The sequence below is a fragment of the Williamwhitmania taraxaci genome (genome assembly GCF_900096565.1).
Classification (GTDB): Bacteria; Bacteroidota; Bacteroidia; order Bacteroidales; family Williamwhitmaniaceae; genus Williamwhitmania; species Williamwhitmania taraxaci.
This window is the reverse complement of the sequence record NZ_FMYP01000015.1, coordinates 37821-62263: the sequence shown is the minus strand read 5'-3', so window position 1 is coordinate 62263 and position 24443 is coordinate 37821. Positions and strand designations below refer to the sequence as shown.

At 46.0% G+C, this 24443-nt stretch carries 23 protein-coding genes; 7 read left to right on the top strand and 16 right to left on the bottom strand.

The window, feature by feature from the left end:
• Positions 1–392: 392 nt before the first annotated feature.
• Both BLS65_RS05950 and BLS65_RS05945 read right to left on the bottom strand, forming a co-directional pair.
• Positions 393–1598, bottom strand: a complete 1206-nt coding sequence (locus BLS65_RS05950) for an acetyl-CoA C-acetyltransferase (protein ID WP_092436909.1) — start codon at positions 1596–1598, stop codon at positions 393–395.
• A 7-nt stretch (positions 1599–1605) separates the two neighbouring features.
• A complete protein-coding gene (locus BLS65_RS05945; RefSeq protein WP_092436907.1) occupies positions 1606–2265 on the bottom strand; it encodes a 3-oxoacid CoA-transferase subunit B in 660 nt (219 codons plus the stop codon).
• 354 nt (positions 2266–2619) lie between these two features.
• Here BLS65_RS05945 and BLS65_RS05940 point away from each other — a divergent pair, with 354 nt between their 5' ends.
• The 5 genes from BLS65_RS05940 to BLS65_RS05920 all read left to right on the top strand — a co-directional run bounded on the left by BLS65_RS05940 (position 2620) and on the right by BLS65_RS05920 (position 6391).
• Entirely contained in the window at positions 2620–3381 is a 762-nt protein-coding gene (locus tag BLS65_RS05940) for an enoyl-CoA hydratase-related protein (RefSeq protein ID WP_092436905.1), read from the top strand.
• Between the two features lie 25 nt (positions 3382–3406).
• A complete protein-coding gene (locus BLS65_RS05935) occupies positions 3407–4741 on the top strand; it encodes a 3-hydroxyacyl-CoA dehydrogenase family protein (RefSeq protein WP_092436903.1) in 1335 nt (444 codons plus the stop codon).
• A 162-nt stretch (positions 4742–4903) separates the two neighbouring features.
• Complete coding sequence (locus BLS65_RS05930; RefSeq protein WP_092436901.1) at positions 4904–5107, top strand: helix-turn-helix transcriptional regulator; 204 nt, start codon at positions 4904–4906, stop codon at positions 5105–5107.
• A gap of 4 nt (positions 5108–5111) precedes the next feature.
• The gene (locus BLS65_RS05925) at positions 5112–5444 is read left to right on the top strand and encodes a HipA N-terminal domain-containing protein (RefSeq protein ID WP_092436899.1); all 333 of its coding nucleotides are present in this window, start codon (positions 5112–5114) and stop codon (positions 5442–5444) included.
• Positions 5441–6391 (top strand): HipA domain-containing protein, encoded by a 951-nt coding sequence (locus BLS65_RS05920; RefSeq protein WP_092436897.1) that lies wholly within the window; start codon positions 5441–5443, stop codon positions 6389–6391. The genes BLS65_RS05925 and BLS65_RS05920 overlap by 4 nt, the downstream gene beginning before the upstream one ends.
• A 23-nt stretch (positions 6392–6414) precedes the next feature.
• Here the strand turns inward: BLS65_RS05920 and BLS65_RS05915 are convergent, their stop codons facing one another.
• From BLS65_RS05915 to BLS65_RS17935, 14 genes are all read right to left on the bottom strand, one after another.
• Positions 6415–7350 (bottom strand): diacylglycerol/lipid kinase family protein, encoded by a 936-nt coding sequence (locus tag BLS65_RS05915; RefSeq protein WP_092436895.1) that lies wholly within the window; start codon positions 7348–7350, stop codon positions 6415–6417.
• Between the two features lie 146 nt (positions 7351–7496).
• Positions 7497–8282 (bottom strand): lysine 5,6-aminomutase subunit beta, encoded by a 786-nt coding sequence (kamE, locus tag BLS65_RS05910; protein WP_092436893.1) that lies wholly within the window; start codon positions 8280–8282, stop codon positions 7497–7499.
• A gap of 10 nt (positions 8283–8292) precedes the next feature.
• Positions 8293–9849: a lysine 5,6-aminomutase subunit alpha gene (gene kamD, locus BLS65_RS05905; RefSeq protein WP_092436891.1), complete on the bottom strand. Its 1557-nt coding sequence runs from the start codon at positions 9847–9849 to the stop codon at positions 8293–8295.
• 18 nt (positions 9850–9867) lie between these two features.
• Positions 9868–11316 (bottom strand): lysine 5,6-aminomutase reactivase ATPase KamC, encoded by a 1449-nt coding sequence (gene kamC, locus BLS65_RS05900; protein WP_092436889.1) that lies wholly within the window; start codon positions 11314–11316, stop codon positions 9868–9870.
• A 1-nt stretch (position 11317) separates the two neighbouring features.
• The gene (gene kamB / locus BLS65_RS05895) at positions 11318–12325 is read right to left on the bottom strand and encodes a lysine 5,6-aminomutase reactivase subunit KamB (RefSeq protein ID WP_092436887.1); all 1008 of its coding nucleotides are present in this window, start codon (positions 12323–12325) and stop codon (positions 11318–11320) included.
• Between the two features lie 12 nt (positions 12326–12337).
• The gene (gene kamA, locus BLS65_RS05890; RefSeq protein ID WP_092436885.1) at positions 12338–13594 is read right to left on the bottom strand and encodes a lysine 2,3-aminomutase; all 1257 of its coding nucleotides are present in this window, start codon (positions 13592–13594) and stop codon (positions 12338–12340) included.
• Positions 13587–14624, bottom strand: a complete 1038-nt coding sequence (kdd, locus tag BLS65_RS05885; protein WP_092436883.1) for an L-erythro-3,5-diaminohexanoate dehydrogenase — start codon at positions 14622–14624, stop codon at positions 13587–13589. The genes kamA and kdd (BLS65_RS05885) overlap by 8 nt, the downstream gene beginning before the upstream one ends.
• A 242-nt stretch (positions 14625–14866) precedes the next feature.
• Complete coding sequence (kdd, locus tag BLS65_RS05880) at positions 14867–15910, bottom strand: L-erythro-3,5-diaminohexanoate dehydrogenase (RefSeq protein WP_317039057.1); 1044 nt, start codon at positions 15908–15910, stop codon at positions 14867–14869.
• 41 nt (positions 15911–15951) lie between these two features.
• The gene (gene kce, locus BLS65_RS05875) at positions 15952–16770 is read right to left on the bottom strand and encodes a 3-keto-5-aminohexanoate cleavage enzyme (protein WP_092436878.1); all 819 of its coding nucleotides are present in this window, start codon (positions 16768–16770) and stop codon (positions 15952–15954) included.
• A gap of 11 nt (positions 16771–16781) precedes the next feature.
• On the bottom strand, positions 16782–17168 hold the full coding sequence (gene kal, locus BLS65_RS05870; RefSeq protein ID WP_092436876.1) for a 3-aminobutyryl-CoA ammonia lyase: 387 nt from the start codon (positions 17166–17168) through the stop codon (positions 16782–16784).
• A 17-nt stretch (positions 17169–17185) separates the two neighbouring features.
• A complete protein-coding gene (locus BLS65_RS05865) occupies positions 17186–17833 on the bottom strand; it encodes a CoA transferase subunit A (RefSeq protein ID WP_092436914.1) in 648 nt (215 codons plus the stop codon).
• 478 nt (positions 17834–18311) lie between these two features.
• On the bottom strand, positions 18312–18614 hold the full coding sequence (locus BLS65_RS05860; protein WP_092436874.1) for a type II toxin-antitoxin system RelE/ParE family toxin: 303 nt from the start codon (positions 18612–18614) through the stop codon (positions 18312–18314).
• Positions 18604–18831: a hypothetical protein gene (locus tag BLS65_RS05855; RefSeq protein ID WP_125869785.1), complete on the bottom strand. Its 228-nt coding sequence runs from the start codon at positions 18829–18831 to the stop codon at positions 18604–18606. Before BLS65_RS05855 ends, BLS65_RS05860 begins: the two co-directional genes overlap by 11 nt.
• A gap of 208 nt (positions 18832–19039) precedes the next feature.
• A complete protein-coding gene (locus BLS65_RS17935) occupies positions 19040–19492 on the bottom strand; it encodes a hypothetical protein (RefSeq protein WP_125869784.1) in 453 nt (150 codons plus the stop codon).
• Between the two features lie 197 nt (positions 19493–19689).
• On the opposite strand from BLS65_RS17935, the gene BLS65_RS05850 reads away from it, so the two are divergent.
• Together BLS65_RS05850 and BLS65_RS05845 are read left to right on the top strand one after the other, a co-directional pair.
• Entirely contained in the window at positions 19690–20580 is an 891-nt protein-coding gene (locus tag BLS65_RS05850; RefSeq protein ID WP_125869783.1) for a T9SS type A sorting domain-containing protein, read from the top strand.
• 294 nt (positions 20581–20874) lie between these two features.
• Positions 20875–24282 (top strand): C25 family cysteine peptidase, encoded by a 3408-nt coding sequence (locus tag BLS65_RS05845; protein ID WP_092436866.1) that lies wholly within the window; start codon positions 20875–20877, stop codon positions 24280–24282.
• The last annotated feature ends 161 nt before the right edge of the window (positions 24283–24443 follow it).

The following is a 24443-nucleotide window of genomic DNA, read 5'->3' as shown; positions in this document are numbered from 1 at the left end:
AAGTCGCAAAATTGGAATAGTGGAGTAATTCAGGTTAGTGCAGCATTTTAATGCTAACAAAATATTATCAACAACATTTTTTTAGATTACAGCCTGAGTGCGTTATGATCTTGCTCAGAAACAAGACAGGCGATGTTCGGAAAATGAACAGTTGTCTTGTTATAGTTCACATTTAAGAATTTTAGTTGTTTCGATAGTATTATGTGTGCCTGTTTCTGGCGTTTTTCTGTTTTTCAACAGTATGTTCTTTAGCTATTTTTGGGGAATGGAAAAAGATTGTTAACCGTGAGCGGTTGAACGGAAGGCTTGAACTTAGCACAAGTGGTGGCTATGATAAAAAAAGAGGGTAACTATAGTTACCCTCTCTCTTGATTTAGTTGTATGCTTTGTTTTTACATATTTTTAATGATAACGGCGGTTCCCATTCCACCGCCAATGCAGAGAGATGCCATACCGATTTTCTTGCCACTGCGCTTCATCTCGTGAATAAGGCTTACGGTAATCCGATTGCCCGATGCTCCAATTGGATGTCCGAGGGCAATGGCACCGCCATTAAGATTGCAGTGATCCTTAAACCATTCCGGAGTAACCTTATGGTTTTCGATAAGTTCGTGCATAACGCCTAGCGATTGTGCTGCAAAGGCTTCGTTTAACTCTAGAACTTCAATGTCCTTTAGTTGCATGTTTGCTTTCTTGAGAGCATTGCCAATTGCAGGAACGGGTCCCATGCCCATAATAGCGGGATCAACACCGCCCTGGCCGGTGGCTACGATTTCTGCAATCGGGGTAAGGCCAAATTCCTTAACAGCTTGCTCGGAAGCAAGAAGGAGGAATGATGCTCCGTCGTTGATGCCGGATGCATTACCTGCAGTAACGGTACCATCTTTTTTGAAGGCTGGACGTAAACCTGCTAGTTTTTCAATGCTGGTGCCGCGGTTCACAAACTCGTCGGTGTCGAATATGATCGTCTCCTTTTTGGATGGGATTTCAATTGGAACAATTTCGTTCTTGAACCTTCTTCCATCGATGGCAGCAATGGCCTTAACCTGTGAGCCGTATGAGAACTCATCTTGAGCTTCACGGGTAATGCCAAACTTGGTTGCAATGTTCTCGGCGGTGATGCCCATGTGGTAACCCTGAAAGGCGTCAGTGAGCCCGTCGGAAACCATATGGTCAACTGCGTTGAAATCCATCATCTTTTGTCCGTTGCGGAGCGTGCCCGGAAGCACAAAGCCTGCGGTAGACATTGATTCAGTACCACCGGCCATAATTAGGTTGGCCTCTCCTGCCTTGATGCTGGCGTAAGCGTTTATGATTGATTTCATTCCGCTGCCACAAATCATGTTGATGCCGTAAGCGGGAACCTCTTGGGGAATACCAGCCTTGATGGCCGCTTGGCGAGCAATGCCTTGTTTTTGTCCTGCCATCAGGATGTTTCCTACTATTACCTCATCAATTTTTGCAGGGTTGATTTTAGTCTCGGCAATGATATTCTTCATAACAGCAGCACCCATGTCGGCGGCTGAAACGGTAGATAGTGTGCCTAGGAACTTTCCAATAGCGGTGCGTTTGGCCGCAATAACGTATACTTTACTCATGGCGCTACTATTTTTGCATTGGTTTTAAGTCGGTGGGAATAATGAGCTTTGCTCCAGTGGCGGTTTGAACCTGCTCCACGGTAAACTCGGGGTTTATTTCTTTGAGAACAATTCCCTCAGTGGTAATTTCCATTACGCCCATCTCGGTAATGATGAGGTTTACCTGTCCGGCAGCAGTAAGGGGCAGCGTACATTGGGATAAGATTTTGTGTTCACCCTTTGCGGTGTGCTCCATGGTGAGGATTACCCTGCGGGCCCCCATCACTAGGTCCATGGCACCACCCATGCCAGGGGTTTTCTTTCCCGGGATCATCCAGTTGGCCAAGTTCCCCTTTTCATCGGCCTGAAGGGCTCCAAGAAAGGTGACGTTCACGTGTCCACCGCGGATAATGGCGAATGAGGTGGCGCTATCGAAACTCGAAGCTCCCGGAAGTGCGGTGATAAATGATCCACCAGCATTTACAAAATGCTTGTTTTCTTTGCCAACTTCAGGGGTTGGACCCATTCCAAGCAAACCGTTTTCCGATTGGATAATCACTTTTACCCCTTTGTTTACGTATTCGGGAATCGCCGTAGGTAAGCCAATACCAAGGTTTACAACGTCTCCATCCTTAAGTTCGAGGGCAGCTCTTCGAGCAATTGTCTCTCTAATTTCGTTTTTATCCATAACTTTTAAACTACGGTTTACTTATGTTGATTGGTCTTTCTTGTGTCAGTAATAAATCGATGATAACTCTGGGTTCGTAGGGTTTTGACGATAAATGCTTACCCGATTCTATACCTTCTTTTTTTGAGCCATTGATAACGGAACTTCCATAACACAGCCAAGGTTTTGCAAACCTTAGGGTGGTTTACTTCCATTCGATGCACAAAACACAAAGTTAAGCTTTAACTTTAATAGAACAACTCAGCCAATATGAAAATATGAAACCATTTTTAGAAGATACTCTTTCATGTTTCATGTTTTTTGGAGTGTGGGAAAAAAAATGGTAAGTTTACTACTTAATAAATGAAGCCGTTTATGGAATACCAAATCTTGCATCCCTCGGTTACAGATGGGGTTATGGTGTTGACTATTAGTCGACCACAGGCACTAAATGCTCTTAATTCTCTGTTCTTTACGGAGATGGATCATCTGCTTTCGCATTTACCTCAAGAGGTGAAGATTATGGTGATAACTGGTGAGGGCAAGGCATTTGTTGCCGGTGCCGATATTTCGGAAATGGTAGATAAGAGCCAAGCCGAAGGGGAAGCCTTTTCACTAGCTGGTCAGGCTGTATTTCGCAAGATTGAACAGCTATCCATTCCTGTGATTGCTGCAGTAAATGGCTATGCGCTTGGTGGTGGATGCGAATTGGCTATGGCCTGTGATTTTCGAATAGCCAGTACCCTAGCCACCTTTGGACAACCCGAAGTGAATCTTGGGATTATTCCCGGCTATGCTGGAACTCAGCGGATGTCGCGCCTCATTGGAAAGGGCAACGCCCTTTACTTAATGATGACTGCCACTATGATTTCTGCAGACGAAGCCCTGCGTATGGGATTAGTACAAAAAGTGGTGGCTCCTGAACTACTCATGGAAGAAACCCTAAAGATTGCGAAAACCATTCTATCCAAAGGCCCAACTGCCACTAAACTGGTGAAGGAGGTTGTAAACCTCGGGTTGGCAATGGATTTTGATGCGGCCTCGAAGCAGGAGGCCCAAAGGTTTGGTTCACTCTTCAAAAATGAGGGGGAGGTAGGAATGCGCGCATTCCTCGAGAAGCGCAAGCCAACTTGGTAGTATAACTTCAAACGCCCAATAACCTATGAATTACGACGACCAACTTAAACACGTTACCGTGCTGGGTGCAGCCGGTAAAATGGGTAGCGGAATTTTGCTGCTTACCGCAATGGAAATGGCTAATCAGAGCCTAAAGCCGGAAAACAAAAACCGCTCCTACGAACTCTTTGCTATGGATGTTTCGCAGGAAGGGTTGGATGGCCTTATGGAATACCTTCGGGTACAAGTGCAAAAAACGGCAGAGAAGAAGGTAGAAGCGCTCAAGGCAGCCTACGCCGGAAAGAATGGTTTAACGGAGGATGCTGATTTTATTAATCAATATGTTACCGATGTATTGGCCATTATTAAACCCTCTACCAATCTTGAAGTTGCCTACAATTCAACTTTGATATTTGAGGTTATTAAGGAAGATCCGGCTCTGAAGGTGAAGATATTTAAACAGATTGATGAGAATAGCTCCAACAAGCCTTGGTTCTTTACCAACACCTCTTCTATTCCAATTAATAAGTTGGATATAGATGCTAATCTTGGTGGACGTATTCTTGGCGTGCACTTTTACAATCCGCCAGCAATTCAAAAGTTAGTAGAGGTTATTCGCTCCAAGCAAACTCCTCAAGAGATAGTTGATTTTTCTTCGATATTCATCAAGAACCTGAAGAAGATTGGCGTATCGTCCAATGACTTTGCCGGATTTATTGGTAACGGTCACTTCATGCGCGATGCCATTCACGGCATTTCGGAAGCGTTCTTACTTGGACAGGAGATGCCTTTGGTTGAGGCCATCTACACCATCAACCGTATTGGTCAGGATTTCCTTATTCGTCCAATGGGTATCTTCCAGCTTATCGACTATGTGGGTATCGACGTGTGTTCCTACATTCTCAGCGTAATGCAGCCTTACTTCCCTCAAGAAGACCTTCGGAGCCCTTACTTCGACATGCTTATTGCACAAGGCATTCGCGGTGGACAGCAATCGTCCGGTGCGCAAAAGGATGGTATCTTTAAGTATGAGAAGGGCAAGATGGTAGGCATTTGGGATACTAACCTAAAGGAGTATGTTGCCATTGAGTCGTTTCAAACCAGATGCGACGAGCGTCTTGGAGACCTACCTACGACTCACCAACCTTGGAAAGTTGTGAACTTTAGTCCTGAAAAGGAGGCTCTACTTGTTGCTTACTTCAACGAACTTAGGACAATTGATACCACTGGTGCTCAGCTTGCTAAATACTACTTACAACGCTGTGTTGAGATTGGCAAGGAACTCGTTGCAAATGGTGTTGCCAACAACGAACAGGACGTGAACACCGTTATGCTTACCGGATTCTATCACGCTTACGGGCCTATCAATAGCTACTTGTAGCTGAAAGTTAAATACTAAAAACCCCAACCGTGGTAGCATGGTTGGAGTTTTTGCATTACTATACCTGATCGGGTATAGTAATGCCTAATTTTTACTAAAACATACCCGATCGGGTGTGGTAATGGCTTTTTTCTTATATTTGTACCCGAAAGGGTGTAGTGTATGTGTATAAATGAATTTGTAAAAGAGAAACGACGCCAAGCTGGACTGACACAGCAAGAGTTGGCCGAGAAAGCCGGGGTTGGCCTTCGATTTGTGCGTGAACTGGAGCAAGGTAAAGTAACGTTGCGGTTGGATAAGGTAAATCAGGTTTTGCAACTTTTTGGATTTCAGGTTGGGGCATTACCTTCTCCCCGAAACATTTAAATGAATGAGAAAGGCTGAGGTAAGAATAGGGCATACGACCGCAGGGTGGCTTACTCAAAATGAGGATGGATATCATTTTGCGTATGATGCAGATTATATGAAATCACCGAATGCTGAAGCGATAAGCCTTACCTTACCGTTGAAAAATACACCGTTTGTAAGTAATGTGTTATTTCCATTCTTCGATGGTTTGATTCCTGAAGGGTGGTTGCTCGATATAGCAGAGAAAAGCTGGAAGTTGAATTCTCGAGATCGTATGGGCTTGTTGATGACCTGTTGTCATGATTGCATTGGAGCTGTAAGCGTTTTTCCAGTAAACGGGGAGGATGAGCAATGAGCAAATGTCTGTATTGTTATCAACCATTGATAGGTGCTGAAGTCGATTACCATTCGACCTGTAGCAAGAAGATTTTCAATCAACCAGCACCACCTCATCTTCCATACAGCGAAGCTCAGATGGAATCGCTCGCTGCTCAAGTTATTCGGAACCAAATGACGGTTACCGGAGTGCAACCAAAGTTGTCGTTAACGATTGCTTCCGGTGAAAGCAGGGTTGATCCTAAGCGATTTACTATTGTTGGTTTATGGGGTGACTATATTTTGAAGCCTCCAAGTCTGCATTATCCACAGCTGCCGGAGGTGGAGGATTTAACTATGCATTTGGCCTCAATTGCCAAGATTAAGGTCGTGCCACACTGCTTAATACGTCTTCAAACTGGTAGTTTGGCTTATATTACTAAACGGATTGATCGGAGGAAGAGGACAAAGCTGCACATGGAGGATATGTGTCAGCTAACCGAACGCTTAACAGAGGATAAATATCATGGCTCATACGAACAGATAGCCAAAGCAATATTGAAGTATTCCGCAAATCCAGGTTTAGATGTTGTCAACTTTTTTGAACAGGTTTTATTCTCGTTTCTTACCGGCAATGCCGATATGCACTTGAAGAATTTCTCGCTAATCAATCAGCCTAACATGGGTTATATGCTAGCACCCGCTTACGACATGGTGGCTACTGTTTTGGTTAACCCGGCAGATGACGAGGAGATGGCTTTGACATTGAATGGCAAAAAGAAGAAGATCAAGCGCAGCGATTTTACTGTAGCATTTAATTCCCTTAAGTTAGATCCAAAGCAGCAGGCGAACATTTTTTTGAAGATGGAGAAAGCCAAGACGCAGTGGATGAACTTTATTGATATCAGCTTTATTAGCAATGATTTTAAGTTGGCTTATAAGTCGCTGATTAACGATAGGTTCTCAAAACTAAGCCAAAATAAGTAATGCTAAAAAGCAGCTGTGCGTTGCTAATTTTTTTGACCTTGTGTAAAGTTTTCACCCAACACATTAATGCAGGCTGGTAGTGCCTCGGCATAGATTGGTGCGTGACCAAGAACTTCACCATCTAAATCTAATGGAAGGGTATCTCTTTCGGCTGTAATGGTGACCTGCTTAGCGGTATGGTAGTGAACCTTACGGTGAATAATTGGCTTTGCTGCTCGGAGTGCCGTCATGAGTTTAACGAAGAGTAGAGGCGAAACATCCTCAATAACTACCACCTCCATGGTACCATTGGTTAAATCGGCCAAAGGGGCAATACCTATTCCGCTTCCAAAGTATCGACCGTTTGCCAGGCAAACACATTTAATTTCGCCTTTGAAATTAAAGGTATCCGCAGTGATTTCAATTAAGTGTGGTTTTTGGAAAAGCCCCTTCAGTGCCGAAAATGAAAAGGCAAGGTTAGACCCAAGCCATCCTGATAGCTTATCGGCCGAAAGAATGGTGGAGGGGCCAACGCCAACATCGGCAATGTTGTTGCAGTAGTGGCTTGTTGTGTGGCCGTGGTTGTCGGTATAGGTAATGTTTATTAGATCGATGGTTTTATGCTGCCCGCTCTCAATCACTTTCCTCAAATTACTAACCGAGGTTGTTGCTCCAATGTTACGGGCAAAGTCGTTACCTGTTCCCTTGGGTAGTACTCCAACCACAACATTTTTACGAACGTTTTCCGGGTGCAACATCACTCCGTTGATAACCTCGTTTACGGTGCCATCGCCTCCCACGGCAATAATGTAGCGAAAGCCCTGCTCAACAGCGGTATTTGCCAGATGCTCGGCACTTCTGTAACCGTGGGTTAGAAGAAACTTAACCTTGTAGCTGTCTGAAAAGCATTTTGCAACCCTATTTTGGAAGGGCCCCAACTTACGTTTTTGCGAGTTTACAATAAAGCAGATGCTTTCCATAGAACCGTTTAGTGATACAAATGTAGCAGAATCCTTTTGATTTGAAATTGGCGGTTAAGAATGAACCTATAGCGAATTCAATGGAGGTGTTTAGAAAAAACGCCCAACCATTCGGTCGGGCGTTTCTATGACTTAGTTTGAAGTTACTATTTCATTCTTCTTACGAACTCTTGAGCTAAAAATGAAGCAACATCGTTGGCGTAGCTGTTCATGCCAAAGCCGGCATCGTAGCCTAATTCCTTGGCCAACTCGTGCGAAAGGCGAGGCCCACCGCAGATAAGAATTACCTTGTGGCGTAACCCTTCTGCTTCAAGCATCTCAACCAGTTCGATGAGGTTCTTGATGTGAACGTCCTTTTGGGTAACTGTTTGCGATACCAACAGCACATCGGCCTTTAGCTCAAGAGCCTTAGCAATAAACTCGTCGTTGGGAACCTGGCTGCCAAGGTTGTAGGCCTCAAGCATGTCGTAGCGTTCCAAGCCGTAATGGCCGGCGTAGCCCTTCATGTTCATGATGGCATCAATACCTACGGTGTGGGCATCGGTTCCTGTGCTGGCTCCAACCACCACAATCTTGCGACCAACGTGCTCCTTAATGTAGTCGTCGGTTTCGTGCATATCCCAGGTAGTGGATTCCACCTTTGTTACCTTGATGGTGGTAAAGTCCACAGTGTGGGTGCAGGTGCCGTAGCAGGTAAAGAATGTAAACCCTTCAGTAAGTTCTTTGTAGAATACCACCTGTGGGTTTTCTAATCCCATATTCCTCATCAGCTGCTTGGCCGCCTCAATCGCTTCGTCGTTGCAGGGAACGGGAAGGGTAAAACTCAGTTGAGTTTTACCGTCGTTCATAGTGTCGCCGTATGGTTTTATCTTTTTAAGGTCGAGCGTTTTATCAAAATCGCTTGCCTCCATTGAGTATAATCCTCCGCTCATATCCGAATTTTTACTTTCTGTTCTTCATTAAATCAACAAACGGGTTCATGTAGTTGGCACCCTTTTCGGCTACACCAGCTAACCCTTTTCCTCCATTCTTGGGACGCTTCACGTTGGCAAACTTTCCCTTTTCGAGGGCAGTGAAGAGGCCTTCCTTTTGGAGATCCTCCAGCAGAACGATGGCGTTATCGACCACCTGTGCTGCGCGCGTGCGGATAATTCCTCCCTCCTTATACTCTACCTCGTCGCCAATGTTCTTCATGGTGCTGAACACGTACTTGGCATTCTCGATGGAGAGGTAGCGGTCCGACATGAAAGGTGTGTGTATTGCCTCGGTCATCATCCCTAGCAGCTGTAGGCCTTGTCCTGTCCATATGGAAACCTGGTTGAAGAGGGCGTCCTGGATATGTCCACGGAAGATGTTACCCGTCATGAACTTTGTAGGTGGCATATACTTAAGCGGCGCTTTTGGGAAAATTTCGCGGGTCATTTGTGCTTGTGCCAATTCGTAGAGGAATCCGTTCTCCAACTCGGGGTCCATTTCGAAGGCGTGACCAAGTCCCATTTGCTCCTCGGGCAATCCGGCGCATAGGGCCAGCTGCTCGTTGATAAGGTCGGAGGCCAGTACGGTGTGTGCTTCGTCGAAGGCATCGGCGGTGGTGAGGTAGTTATCCTCGCCGGTGTTTATAATTACTCCAGCAAAACCGTTGATGATACGTGAAAAGTATTGATCCACCATCGTGCGCTGCATGTTGATGTCGCGGAAGAGGATGCCGTAAAGGGCGTCGTTCAGCATCACATCGAGTCCTTCGAGTGCGCCCATGGCAGCAATCTCGGGCATGCATAGTCCTGAACAGTAGTTGCACAAACGGATGTAGCGGCTTACCTCTTCGCCAACCTCATCGAGTGCAGCACGCATAATGCGGAAGTTCTCTTGGGTGGCATAGGTTCCGCCAAATCCTTCGGTGGTAGCACCATAGGGCACGTAGTCGAGTAGACTTTGGCCTGTGGTACGAATTACGGCTACAATGTCGGCACCCTGACGGGCAGCGGCCTTTGCTTGAATTACATCCTCGTAAATGTTTCCGGTAGCTACAATCACGTAGAGGTAAGGTTTTTTGCCTTCGCCAATAGTGTTGAGGTAGTGATCGCGACGAGCCTTGCGGGTGTTGATACGCGCGATGCTGGCGTCGATAAGTGGCTTAAGCGTTTGCTCAATTTTCTCCTTTGGATGAATTGGGAGCTTGGAGATGTCGAGTTTTCCTGCGGAAACTTGCTCGGCAATTTGCTGTGGGGTGAGTTTGGTTTCGATAATGGCGTTGCCGAGGAGGAACATTACCCCTTGACTAAGTACGCCTTTCTCCTTAATCTCATCCACCAGAATGTTGGGAAGTGGAACGCCGTTTTCGTCGATTCCATCGATACCCATCAGGCGGCAAAGCGTACGCTCTACAGCCACGGTGGTGTAGCTCTCAACAAACTGTTGAACGTCGTCGGCAATTTTCTTCGATACGTCTTTGGCGTATGCTACTTTTTTAAAATCAAGACCTAGCTTGCTCTGTTGCATAGTGGTTTTCTGTATTTATTATTCTTTTGTTGTCTCTTTATTCCTGACGATTTCCGCCTGGGCCTTCTCAATAATCTCGGCATCAACGCCAAGGATCTCGGCTATCTTGAGGGCTTCCTGCGGAACGGTGCTGCCGTCGTCTTCCACCAGCGAGTAATCGATAAACTCTCCAATATTCTCCTTGGTGATTGTTCCGCTGGCATGGTTCTCCATGAAACCCTTTACGCGCAACTTGTGGCACGAGGTGCCAAGATTGCTGTAATGGGTGGTGATGAGGCTTCTTACGTGGTGTTCGGTTAAAATGTTCGTAACCGCCGTGACTATGGCCCTTCCCTCGTAAGGGTTGGTGGTTCGGGCCAGCTCATCGATAAGAACCAGAATGTTATGGTTGGATTTTGCGCTCTTTATAATGTGGTTAATCTTAAGCATTTCGGCAGCGAATGACGATAGTCCAGAGAGCTCTGATTGCTCATCGTCGAGGCTGAAGAGGATTGCTTTTACAGGGCAAATTATTGCTTCGGCTGCAGGTATAAAGAAGCCAAACTGAAAGAGGTACTGCGAAAGGGCTACGGTTTTGAGCACTACGGTTTTTCCTGCCATGTTGGCTCCGGTTATCAGGCATGGATTGCTCTCCAGTTCAATGTCGATGGGTTGGTAGCGCTTGCCCTGCTCTTGGTGCATATCCTTTAGCTGCGGGTAGAATATCCCGCGGAAGGTGGTTTTTTCTTTTGAAATGGTGGGTTTGCAAAGCCCCATTGCCTTGGCTTGCTTGGCTTTGGCAATGATGATGTCGAGGGTGGCAATGGTATCTAGTGCGTGCTTTAGGGCTTCGTGGTGCTCCCGAAGTTTAGCGGAAATGGCTTGGCGGACCTCGTCCTCCACCTGCGTAACTTGGTAGCGGGTTTGCTCCAATTCCTTTTCTAAGGAGGGAAGGTTAATGCTATTCTCTTGGCGCTGCTGCTCCACCTCGCTCTTTTTTTGTTTTATCTGTTTGCGAAGTGCCCCAAGGGCAGATGAGTAGGTGTCGTATATGTAGAAGGAGGGGATTCGGGTCTTTTCGGGGTCGAGCAACTCAATAACCTTGGTGAGATCGGGGAGGTTTACAATATTGATTTCGGCCTCGGTAAGGAATTTTTTGATATCGTTGGCGAGTAGTGCCATGCTTTTCACCTCGAAGAGCTCAATGTCGTCGAGAATGTTTGTTCCCGCTAGGTTTTTTATGCTGCCGTGGATATCGCGTATCTGCATCAACTTGATGGTGATTTTGTCGATAGCGTTGACTTGGATCGGATTGTCCAGTGCAGTTAACATCTGCTGCACGTGGTTTAACTCTGTTTCGAGGGCATTGGTCTGGGTGATAAATTCGGTAGAGAGCAGTACACGCTTGGCTAAACTCGATTGAATCTCGAGCTTATCCACCATGTAGCGCAATCCGCTTACCTCACCTATGGCCGTTTTCAATAACATCTTAAAGTTTCTTTACGTCGTAAACTGGTATGTTTAAACTCTCCTGCATCGCATTTTGCAGTTCTACAGAGTTGAGGTTATACCCTTCGGGCGAAACCGGGTTGATGCATACCGCAACAAGTTTAGTCTTTTGTGCCACCATCACTCGGCCACCTTTCTTAACATAGGCATAGTAGGCTTCGGAGGTGGTGAATATCTTGGTGAAATCTTTAACTACCAATATTGTTTCAGCAATGCGCTTCTGAATTCGTAAAAAGTTAAACAGTTTTTCGCTAGTAGCTCCCGATACAAAGATACGATTTCCACCGCTAAGGAGCTTATCCTTTACATTTTCAATCGTTAGAACCGACTGGATGTTGAGGTCGTGCAAGTTATCATCCTCGTCGATGGTGAATACTCCCTTCTCAATTGTGTCCAACTTCTCCTTAAGTGCTCCGTTTACTTCGGGCAGTTCAATTAGGTCGTAGATGAATTTGGTTTTGCGTACAAGTTCCGGTATGTTGGCCGAAAGGGCTGCTCCCGTTGCTAAAACAGTCGCTTCGGTAACGGCGGGTGAACCGAGGCTCAACCGCGAGAGCGCACCATCCACAATGGTTAGGTCTACTCCGAAGTGTTCCATTTGCTTGATGAGTAGCTTAAGTCCATTGGTGTGAGGTGGGCCCGAAAGGAGCACCTTGTCCGAGCTAATTGCTCTTGCTGTTACAAGCCTTCCTAGTGAGGTGTAACTTTGGCTCACATCGAGAATCTCCGAAACCATCTTACGCTGAAAGTAGTGCTTCTCGGTGGTTATGAAGATCATTCCTTCGTAAACCTCTATCTCGGGTTTTGGAGTTTGACACACCTGATCACGGCTCTCTCCATCAATACCAATGGAAGTAAGAGCCACAACTATATTCTTCTGACTTAATCGTCTAAGAATATAGTTTAGGCTCTCCGTCTTCCCGGTATTTTTTTCAAGACCTACAATTGATAAGCTCTTATACTTAAGTATCTCGTCAATGAAGGGCATAGTAACTATTACCTAGTGCTCGTTCCTAATCTTGCGTGATAGGTTGCTTGGTTCAATGGAAATCTCATCGCCGTGCATCAAACCTGCAATACCAACTTCCTTTACCTTGCTTTCGCAGTCAGGGCAGTGGCATTCGTTGTGGTAATCGGTAGGTTCGGTATAGGTGGTGATAACACCTTCGAAATTCCGCATGATAATCTTACCAGGCATCTGTGAAATTACGTATTGTGGCATTACCGGTGTTTTTCCGCCGCCGCCTGGTGCATCTACCACAAAGGTAGGAACTGCAAAGCCGGAGGTATGACCGCGTAGGCTTTCAATGATTTCGATACCCTTCGAAACCGGAGTTCTGAAGTGCTCGAGACCCATGGAAAGGTCGCATTGGTAAATGTAGTAAGGGCGAACGCGCATCTTAACCAAACCGTGAACCAAACGCTTCATAATGTTGGAGCAGTCGTTTACACCGCGTAGAAGAACCGATTGGTTTCCCAATGGCACGCCAGCGTTGGCAAGCTTAGCGCAAGCCTCGGTGCTTTCGGCAGTAATTTCGTCGGGGTGGTTAAAGTGGGTGTTGAGCCAAATTGGGTGATACTTCTTGAGCATGTTTACCAAATCGTCGGTAATACGCTGAGGAAGAACAACAGGTGTGCGACTTCCAATACGGATAATCTCAACGTGAGGAATTTCGCGAAGGCGCTTAATGATATACTCCAACTTTTCGTCGCTGATAAGCAATGCATCACCACCCGAGAGCACAACATCTCTAACTTGTGGAGTGTTGGCAATATATTCAATACCCTTTTCGATGTTATCGTCGGGGGTAGCGCTATCTTTTTGACCTGCAAAGCGACGGCGGGTACAGTGACGGCAATACATCGAGCACATGTCGGTGATTAGGAACAGAACGCGATCTGGGTAGCGATGGGTTAGTCCTGGTACTGGTGAGTCGCCATCCTCGTGTAGTGGATCGAGCAAGTCGGCCTTGGCAATATGTGTTTCCGATATGGATGGAATTGCCTGCTTACGAACGGGGCAGTTAGGGTTGTTTACGTCTACTAAGCTCATGTAGTATGGGGTAATAGCCATACGCAGAGTCTTAAGCGACTTGGTAACACCCTCCTCTTCCTGAGGTGTGAGCTTGATATACTTCTTAAGATCCTCGAGCGTTTCAATACGGTTGCGAACTTGCCATCTCCAATCGTTCCACTGCTCGTCAGTTACGCTAGGAAACATTTCCTTACGTCTGCTTTTCGATTCTATATTATACATAAAGCTTGCTGAATAAGTCTCTGATTTCTTTTGATTCGCGAATAATATTTAGGGTAAGTTCGGCGTGGCCTTTGGCGTATCCGTTACCCACAATGAGGTTGATGTCCTTGCCCACACCTTCGGCGCCGAGGGCAGCCTTGGAGAAGGAGGTGGCCATGGAGAAGAAGTAAACATACCCGTTGCCCTTGGTGATAAGAATTGAAGTCATCTCGGTTGAGGGCACATTAACGTTGTTAATTACCACATCGCAGCCACGAGGTCCGGTAATGGCAGTAACCTTGTTGTAAACATCCATTACGTTGGTGGCGTCGGCAATAATAACGTGGTCGGCCAGCTTCATGTCAATAATGCGCTGGGCGTTTTCTTTTGAATATTCAACAACTATTACTTGGCCGGTTCTTGTGGTATTTTGCATGGCTTGATAGCAGCACAAAATACCCGATTTACCACCGCCACCAATAATGCAAACCGTGTCGCCTTCGTGTACCAGCCTGTCCACTTGCGCAGGTGCACCTGCAATGTCGAGCGCAGCAAGGGCTAGCTTCTCAGGAATATCGCTAGGCAGAATAGCGTAGATACCGCTTTCGAAAAGAATAGCTTCTGCTTCTACGTCTACCTGATCGTTCTTGAGGTTGATGTTGGTAATCTTTTTTATCTTCAGCGGGGTAAGCGATAGCGAAACTAATGTTGCAATGGTATCGCCAACCGCTAATCCTTTAAGGGAAGGAAAATTTGGACCAATCTCTTTAACTGTGCCTATGAGCATTCCGCCCGAACCGGTTACCGGGTTTTGCATCTTTCCTCGTTCGGTTACAATGCTCAGTATCATCTCTTCCATTTTTGCAACATCGTTGTTGCAAGCCTTCTTTATTTGGGTAAAGCTGGCAGAGTCGATGTTGAGGGTCTTAACCGTAATCAACAGCTCGTTATCGTAGATTTTCATGGTGTTATCCAACTTCAGCGCTGGCTGAGGCAACGTTCCCTTTGGCTCAAGAACTCGGTGAGTTCCATATCTACATCCTTTCTCCATCTATCCTGTTCCCTCCTTATTTTTGTTTCAATCGTTGATTTTGTGCCTGAGCAAGCAAGTAAGCTTACGCCTTCCTTACATTGCGCTTTCCTGTTTTATAAACCCACCAAAGTCTCCCTTTTTGGGGGAGACTTTCGTTCTTACGAACATTGGGTTGTATTATAAGGTTTCTAGTTTAAAGATCGAAACGACAAATTTGCATTGTTCATCCTTTAACTTTTAACCTTTTACTTTTAACTGAATTATGCGTAGAGTTCAGTAAACACCTTACGCAGCTTATCGCTTTCGCGGAGCAACTCGAGGGTGATTTCGGCATGACCCTTAGTGTAACCGTTACCCACTATCATGGTAACATCGCTACCTACACCTTCGGCACCTAGCGCAGCCTTTGTAAAGCTGGTAGCCATGCTGAAGAAGTAAACAACTCCGGTGTCCTTGGTGCAAAGAATGCTGGCCATTTCAGTATCGGGAATGTTTACGTTGTTAATGGTAACGTCAGCCATCTGACCGTTGGTAAGCTCTTCCATTTTCTCAAGAACAGCAACTGGTAGTGTTGCATCTGCGGTGAAAACGTGATCGCAGAAGCCTAGGTCGATAAGGCGCTTAGCGCTCTTCTCGCTGTGGCAAAGACCAATGATTTTTCCTGTAACACCAGCTCTTCTCTTAGCCTCGTAGCAGCAAAGCATACCCGATTTTCCACCGGCTCCAATGATAAACACGGTATCGCCTGGCTTAACCAGCTTAGCGGTTTGTGCAGGAGCACCAGCCACATCGAGCGCCGAAAGTGCAAGCTTCTCAGGAATATCGGAAGGGATCTTAGCGTAGATACCGCTTTCGAAAAGGATAGCCTTTCCGTCGATGTCCACCTGGTCGATATCCTTGCGGATAGCTTTAATCTTGTCGATGCGAAGTGGTGTAAGTGAAAGCGAAACAAGGGTAGCAATTTTGTCGCCAACCTTTAGGTCGATTTTACCTTCGAGAGCGGAACCAATCTTCTCGACAATACCGAGGAGCATACCACCTGAACCGGTAACTGGGTTGCGGTGCTTGCCTTGCTTGGCAACAATGTCCATCATGATTTCGGCAATCTTTTTTTCGTCGCCACCGGCTTGCTCCTCAATTTGGGTAAAGCTGGCAGAGTCAATATTCAGGGTTAACACATTAATTAGGATTTCGTTATCGTAAACGATATCCATATTGTTGTCAATCTTGTTGGCTGGTTGAGGAAGAACACCTTTTGGTTCAATTACTCTGTGTGTTCCGTATTTGTTGCCTTTTTTCATAATCGTAGTTTAAGATGTTTAGGTATGGTTACTGCTTAGTGAGGTTACTTTAATCCAAGAATTACTCTTGCTTCGGCTGGGGTGGCAATTTCGCGGCCAAATTCTTTGGCCAGGCGAACTACCTTCTCCACCAATTCTCCGTTCGATTTGGCAAGAACACCCTTGGAGATGTTAACGTTGTCTTCGAGGCCCACTCTTACGTGGCCACCATCGATAATGGCTGCCGCAGCAAGGGTGAATTCGTAGCGTCCAACGCCGGCAACGGTGTAGGTTGCGTCGGCAGGAATGCTGCCGCGCATGAAGATAAAGTCGCGGAGGTCGCCGGAGATACCACCATTAACGCCCATCACAAAGTCGAAGTGCATGGGTGATTTGATGAAGCCCTTCTTGGCAAGGCGAAGCGCCATGTCGATCATGCTCTTGTCGAACACTTCACACTCGGGCTTGATGCCGAGTTCAATCATGCGCTTTCCAAAATATTTTATGGTGTTTTCGGTATTGGTGAAAACGTCGTCGCCGCCAAAGTTACAGGTGCCGCAGTCGAGGGTAGCCATTTCTGGTTTTAACTCGGTGGGTTGGAGGCGCTCATCGTCGGTCATACCTACGGCGCCACCGGTGGAGGGCTGGATAATAACCTCGGGGTATTTCGCCTTAATGGCATCCATCACTGCCTTGAAACGATTCTTGTCCTGGGTAGGAGTGCCGTCATCGTTGCGCACGTGTAGGTGAATAATGCTGGCTCCTGCCTTGTATGCCAAACCTGCTTCTCTCACACACTCTTCAATGGTGTAAGGAACGGCTGGATTGTGTTCTTTTGTAACCTCTGCGCCCGAAATGGCTGCTGTAATAATCAGTTTTTCCATGGCTATGGGGATTAAGATTTGCGTTGGCTTTGCTTAGGTACTACGCATGTTCCGCTGGCGCGGCAAACTACGATGGGCTCGTCGAGCACGTCGCAGGCGGAGTCGGAAATATCGGGGCGGGGAACAATTACTTTGCGGGCCTCGAAGGTCATTTTGCGGGAAGAGTTGCCAATGTTGGTGATTTCGCCAACAGCCTCAATATAATCGCCAGCATAAACTGGGGCAATAAACTCAACGGCATCGTATGCTTTGAAAAGACCTTCGTCGCCGTCGTTGCGGATGAGTAGTTCGGTAGCAACATCACCAAACAGCTGAAGCATTTTAGCTCCGTCCACTAGGTTTCCACCATAGTGAGCATCGTGCGAACTCATTCTTACGCGTATAATTGACTTATTCATATGGTTAGGGTTTTATGTTATGCTTTTACGATGTAGTCGATAAAGATAGACGGGGTTTTTACCTGCTCTGGGTTGAGTTTGCCCATCTCAACAATTTCTTCAGCCTCCACAATTACCATGTCGGCCGCGGTGGCCATCAATGGGTTGAAGTTTTGAGTGGTACCCATGTAAACGCAGTTGCCTGAATGATCCACGGTGGTAGCGTAAATAAGGGCGAGGTCGGCGCGGATAGGTTTTTCAAGCAAAAAATCCTTTCCGTCGATGTTAATCACCTGTTTTCCTTCGGCAACCATCGTTCCTAGTCCAGTTGGGGTAAGCACACCGCCTAAGCCAGCTCCTCCGGCTCTAACGCGCTCGGCAAGGGTTCCTTGAGGGCTAAACTCCACAATCATTTCACCACTGTTCATCTGGTCGGCAGTGCAAGGGTTGGTGCCAATATGCGAAACGATAATCTTAGCTATTTGCTTGTTGGCAACAAGGCGTCCCAGTCCACGATCGGGAAAAGAGGTGTCGTTGCAAATGACGGTAAGATTCTTTGTTCCGTTTTTTTCGATTAGGCCAAGGAGCGTATCGGGCGATCCTGCTCCAAGAAAACCGCCAACCATAATCGTCATGCCATCCTTTACTTTGCTAGCTGCCTCTTCGGCCGAGATGATTTTTTCCATATGCTCGTTCGTGTTTTGCTCGTAAATCAATCTTTCACAATCGTTGTAGTAGTAGGTGCAAACTTAAAGATTTATTTTCAAATTCGTTCATATTGGGGATGTTTGCTTTTAGTTTTAAGCTGTAAAGCAGATTTTGTTTTCATTTGTGGCGAATATAGCGCTGTGTGGTTACAGCTTGCTCGTTTTTGAATACCGGTTGTGTAGCACTGGCAAGAATAGTTACAGAATTATGCTTGTATTTGCGTTTGAGCGTTTCTGTAGTCTGGGGCTATTGAGCAGAAACAATTCAGAGGGAGTGATAAATAGAAACGAAAGTTGATTTCTGCATTTAGAGCCTTTTAGGAGCAGAATAGGGGAACTGATGCAATGAAAATATGCATAAATAAAATCAACACTGATTTAAGCAAATACTATCAATTAATGGACATGCGACGAACTAAGCTGCAAAAGAATAGTTGCATTAAGAATTATATTATGTCTATTCCATTGTGCCCCACAATTCTGGGTTGCGGCTTGTATGAAGAATGGCGGTAACTACAATAATTTCCTTTTCGGTATCGACAAAGAAGTGAATCATAAACGGGAATTTCTGCACTAGGACAGTACGGCTGGACTTATAGCGAATGGCAAATCCAAAGGGGTTTTTCTGAAGCGTTTTAATAGCAATACCAACCTGCCTGTAGAACTTAATTCCCAGTCCGGATTGTGCGTTGTTATACCACTCTATGCTTTCTTCAATATCATGGCTAACGGCAGGATCAAGAATAACCTTATAGGCCATACTTCTTGTTTATCTCTTTTTTCTCCTCGTTCCACTCCTTAAAACTCTCCGGCTCATTCACATAGTTTTCGGTTCGTTGGTCGATAATGGCCTCATGCCATTCAGGAATAGACGTGCTTTCTGTCGTTTCAACCTTTTTAACGAAGGAGAGATTTTTCATCAACTCGATAAACAGGCCTTCCTTGTTGTTGGGTATCGTAACGGTAATTTGTTTCATAGTAAGTGCAGTTTTATTTCTTTCAATCCGAGATGTGCACATCGATTCAAAATTACGAATATTAATGGTATTGTGTTTCGTTTTTAATTGGGACTTCTATTCTTTTGGATTGGGATGAGGTAAAGCATGAAATGAGTGCTGAATAGAAATTGAACCAAAAGAAGAACTGTTTTTTCATTTTCATGCCAACCCAATGGCCGCGGTTCTTCTACCACGACTTTATTTTTCTCGAGCATTTATGCAGCAACAAACCTATTAAAAGTAAAGCCATACCCGACGCGGTGTTAGTGCTAACCGAAGAGATTAGAGAGCCGCCCGAAGGCATGCGTCGACTTCCCGACGCCATGCGTTGACTTCCCGAAGGCATGCGTCGACTTCCCGAAGGCATGCGTCGACTTCCCGACGGCATGCGTCGACTTCCCGACGCCATGCGTTGACCTCCCGACGGCATGCGTCGACTTCCCGACGGCATGCGTTGACTTCCCGACGCCATGCGTCGACTTCCCGAAGGCATGCGTCGACTTCCCGAAGCCATGAGTAGACTTCCCGACGCCATGCGTCGACTTCCCGAAGGCAAATGTATGCTTCCCGAAGGCATGCGTCGACTTCCCGACGCCATGCGTTGACTACCCGAAGGCAAATGTGCGCTTCCCGACGCCATGAGTCGACTTCCCGAAGGCATGCGTCGACTTCCCGAAGGCAAATGTGCGTCGCCCGGAACGCAACGGTTGGTATTAATGTGGAACAGTTACATAATCCTTTTGGGTTCCATCGTTCATTGCAATGGGTATGGGTTAGCTTTGGTTCGTTTGAATATTTACGCAATTTGTTTTATATTTGATTAACCAAAATAACGCTATGATAAAAAAGATCATTTTCAGTTTGTTGACTCTAGGTTGCGCAATGCATGTCTTAGCACAGCAGCCCATTATTGAAGCCAACAAGACTTGGAATATTGCGCAGTGCGCTAGCCTTGGTGATGTTTGCACCACTAATTGCTACAAATTTGGTGGCACTGTTGAGGTGGGTGGGAAGAACTACACCGAGTTGCTCTTCTCTGTCATTACCAAGCCTACGGAGTGGAGTAGCGTGGGCTTCCTCCGCGAGGATGGCACTGGGAAGGTTTTTTATCGGCTCAATACCAGTAGCGGCGAGGTGCTGCTATACGACTTTTCGCTGACGGCTGGTAATGTTGTTGAGCTGCCAAGCGTGGGTTCTGGTCAGTGCTGTTCATCAACCACGACTGTCGATTCCGTTAAAGTCATAAACTACCAAGGGGTAGATAGAAAAACGCTCTATGTTTCCTCGAAGAATCTAAATAGTCAGGGCGATTATGGTAAAACGTTCTCCGTTTGGATTGAAGGGGTTGGTTCTAAGCTTGGCTTACTGCAACCCACCGATTGCTTATATACGGGAAGTTATTTCTATCTCCTTTGTAGCAGTGTAGCCGATCAACTTATTTACCAACGTTCTCAAACGTCCAGTTGCACTATTACTTCCGTTAATAATGAGGATTTGCAGCGGGAGGTAGTAATATCCTCCAATGCCGGAAACCTCGCTATAACCAACAATTCCTACGAGCCAGTTTCGGTTGCGCTATACACCACCGACGGGAAGTTACAGTGCAACTTTTCTGTTTTGCAAGGTGCTTCCGAGTCTATTTCAAAGAGCAGCTTAGTATCCGGTATAGGCATTGTTTCCGTAACCTCAACGAGATTTGCGTTTAGCAAAAAGGTAATGATTGAGTAGGGGAGAGCAATTGCATGTGTGGCTTTGCTGATCTTTTTTCCGTTCTCGAATTGGGATAGGTGTGTGCATCGCGGTAGCCTCTCTTTCTCAGGCTAAAAATAGATTTTAAGAATGGCTGAATTTGGAAAATTAGCGTTTTCTGTAAGGCCTGTTTTTACAGATCATTCGACAGCAAGAAAATAATAATTTGCAAATAGTTGAAAAAAGCTTGTCACGTTTTGGGTGTTTTGAGCATATATAAGTAGAGGGGCTTCCCTCGCCAAAAACCTATTTGTAAACCTAATACCCAAAACAATGATCAAACGTTTTACACGTGTATCCGCAATGGCCATGATGGCGTTGGGATTCATTCAGCCGCTTGCCGCACAAGTTCGGCTTCAAAGTTCAACCGGCAACGCCATCAGCGTTGATTTTAAGATGGAGGCCTATGGTCACACCACCGTTTCCACTTCGCAAGGGGAGGCATTTCTCTACACCTTCGAGCACGCCGCACGCTTGCAAGAAAAAGGTGCACCAGATTTGCCAAAGTACACACGATCAGTAATTATCCCCGACAATGCTAAAATGGTAATGGAGGTAATTCCAGGCGAATTCGAAGAGTTTACCAACGTGCTTGTTGCTCCCTCAAAGGGCGTTATCACAAGGGATAAGGATCCACAACAGATTCCGTTCACCTTTGGTAAGGAGTATACGGAAAATAAGTTCTATCCTGAAGAACTCGCAACACTCGCTTCGCCCTACATTATCAGAGATTTTCGAGGACAAGCAATCTCGTTCAACCCAATTCAGTATAATCCGGTAACCAAAACGGTTCGTATTTACAAGGGTATTACGGTAAAGTTGATTGCTAAAGGAAATTCCACTGTAAATGCAATACAACGCACTGCTTCTCTCTCGGAAGTGGATGGCACATTTGCTCCTTTGTACGCAAATCACTTTCTAAACTACAGCAGTAGTCGCTATACTCCAATTGGAGAAACGGGTGGTAAGATGCTTATCATTTGCCCTGCTTCCTATATGGATGAGATTGCACCATTTGTGGCTTGGAAGAATTCTATTGGAATTCAAACACAGGTTGTAGACTATGCTACTATTGGCAGTGCCGCTGCACTAAAGACTTATGTTACCAACTATTATAACCAAAACGGATTAACCTTCCTTTTGCTTGTTGGTGATAACGCGCAGGTGCCTACCTCTTCCACAACTGCCGGCGATTCGGACAACAACTACGGATATATCGTTGGAAGTGATCACTACCTCGATATTTTTGTAGGTCGTTTCTCTGCAGAAACAGAGGCGCAAGTTACCACTCAGGTGAATAGAACCATATACTACGAGCGTGACCTCTCTGCGAGTGATGCTTCCATCTCGAAAGGTGTTGGTATTGCTTCGAACGAAGGTGGCACAGGTGGCGATGATGGCGAAAGCGATGAAGTTCACATGGGCAACATAAAGACCGACCTACAAGGCTATGGCTACACCATCAGCAACTGCTATCAAAATGGTGGAAGTGCATCGTCGCTTTCAACCCTTATTAACAATGGTACTGGTATTATTAACTATGTAGGACATGGATCCAACACGAGTTGGGCTTCGATGGTTTACACCAGTGCTAACGTAAGTGCACTAACCAATGTGAATAAATACCCATTTATAATTTCCGTGGCTTGCGTTGTGGGTAACTTTAAATCGTTAACCTGCTTTGCCGAGACATGGCTTAGGGCAACCTATAATAATCAACCAACCGGAGCACTCGTGTTCTGTGGCTCTACCATTAACCAGTCGTGGGCTTCGCCAATGTGTGCTCAGGACAAGATGAACGACCTCTTGGTTGCCAATACCTATAAGCTGTATGGCGGCATGTTTGTAAATGGCATGTTCCAAATGATTGACGAGTATAGCACCGACGGTATGAACATGGCTGATACTTGGACCATCTTTGGTGATCCATCGGTGTATATGCGCACTCCAAGCCATCCTAATGGACCAACCGCAACAACCTCATGTGGCGTTCCTGCCAACTTAGTTGCTAGCAATGTGGCTCAGACTTCTGCCACCCTAACATGGGGAGCGGTAACCTCAGCGTCTTCTTACGGGTTACGTTACAAGCTAAGTAGTGCTACCACCTGGGTTGATGTTGCGAGCCTTACTGCAACCAGCTATAACCTTTCGGGTTTAACCGCTAATAGCACGTATGATTTCCAAGTTAAGACAACCTGTGCTTCTGGAACCTCTGCTTACAGTGCAACAAAACAATTCACTACTACCGCATCTGCTTCGTGCGGAGTTCCTGCCAGCTTAGCGGCAAGCAATATTGCTCAAACCTCGGCCAACCTCACATGGGGTGCTGTAACCTCGGCAACGTCTTATGCTCTTCGCTACAAGTTAAGCACTGCAACGGCATGGACTAGCGTAGCAAGTATTACTGCTACCAGCTATAGCCTATCGGGCTTAACGGCTAGCAGTATCTACGATTTCCAAGTAAGCGCAACCTGTGCGTCCGGAACGTCGGCCTATAGTGCTACCACACAGTTCACCACGCTTTCGGCTGGTGGATCGTATTGTGCAGTAGGTTCTACCCGTTTCTCTTACGAGTGGATTGCCAAAGTTGCGATGAACACGTTTACCAATAGTTCTGCAGGTTCGGCCTATACCGACTATACCAGCAAGATTATCGCACTGGCAACGGGTAGTAACACGGTTACGCTTACTCCTGGTTTTGCCAGTTCAGCATACAGCGAGTACTGGGCTGTATATATCGACTATAACAATGACTACGACTTCGACGATAGTGGTGAACTCGTTTTCAGTGGGAATGGAACCGCCGCTGTTACCGGAACCATAACGGTTCCTACTTCAGCCACAGGTTCAACTCGTCTAAGGGTTGTAATGAAGTATAACGCTGCTCCTGCTGCTTGCGGTACTAGCTACGGCGATGGTGAGGCCGAAGATTATACGGTTACCTTTAGCGGAACTACACCTCCATTACCTACAACTTACTGCACATCGAAGGGCAATAGTTCTACCGATGAGTGGATTTCAAAGGTGGTAATTGGTTCGTTCCAGAATGTTTCTACCGCTTCGGGATATACCGACTTTTCGGCAAAAACAGTAAGTGTAACGGCAGGTCAAAGCTACGCAGTGACGCTTACACCGAGCTTCTCCGGTTCGGCTTACAGTGAATTTTGGAAAGTATGGATCGACATTAATGGCGATGGTGACTTTACCGATTCGGGTGAGGAATTATTTAGTAATTCGGGTAGTGCTGCAGTTTCGGGAACAATTACTATTCCTGCAAACCTTGCTCTTAACACCCGTATGCGCATTAGTATGAAGTATAATGCTGCTCCTACCGCATGCGAGAGTTTCTCTTACGGTGAGGTAGAAGACTATACGGTTGCGATAACTCGTGGAAGCGGTAGACAAGAGTTTACTGATCCTGTTACCGAAACGAGCATTCTATCTATTTTCCCAAATCCAGCATCGACTACCGCAACACTTCAACTTAATGACAGCTACCTAGGCGACGTACAGCTAATGGTAATTGCTATGGATGGAAAAGTGGTGTATAGCCAACAAGAGGCTAAGCCAGACAATGCTTTTGAAATTTGTCTTCCAGTAACGCAACTTGCTAAGGGAACTTATTCCGTGGTTGTTTTTGAAGGAGCGAAGAAAATTAGCAAAAGATTGATCGTAGAATAGGTTTGATTCAGGTATTTTTAGTTTAGTGGTGGGCGGGAGTATTCCCGCCCACTTTTTTGTAGTGACGAGGGGGTTGTTGTTTCGCTGAATCAGCTATAATTTTCCTTGGCATATCAGCATTTTTTCGAGTAAATAAAAGGCATATGTGTTATAAGGTCGCT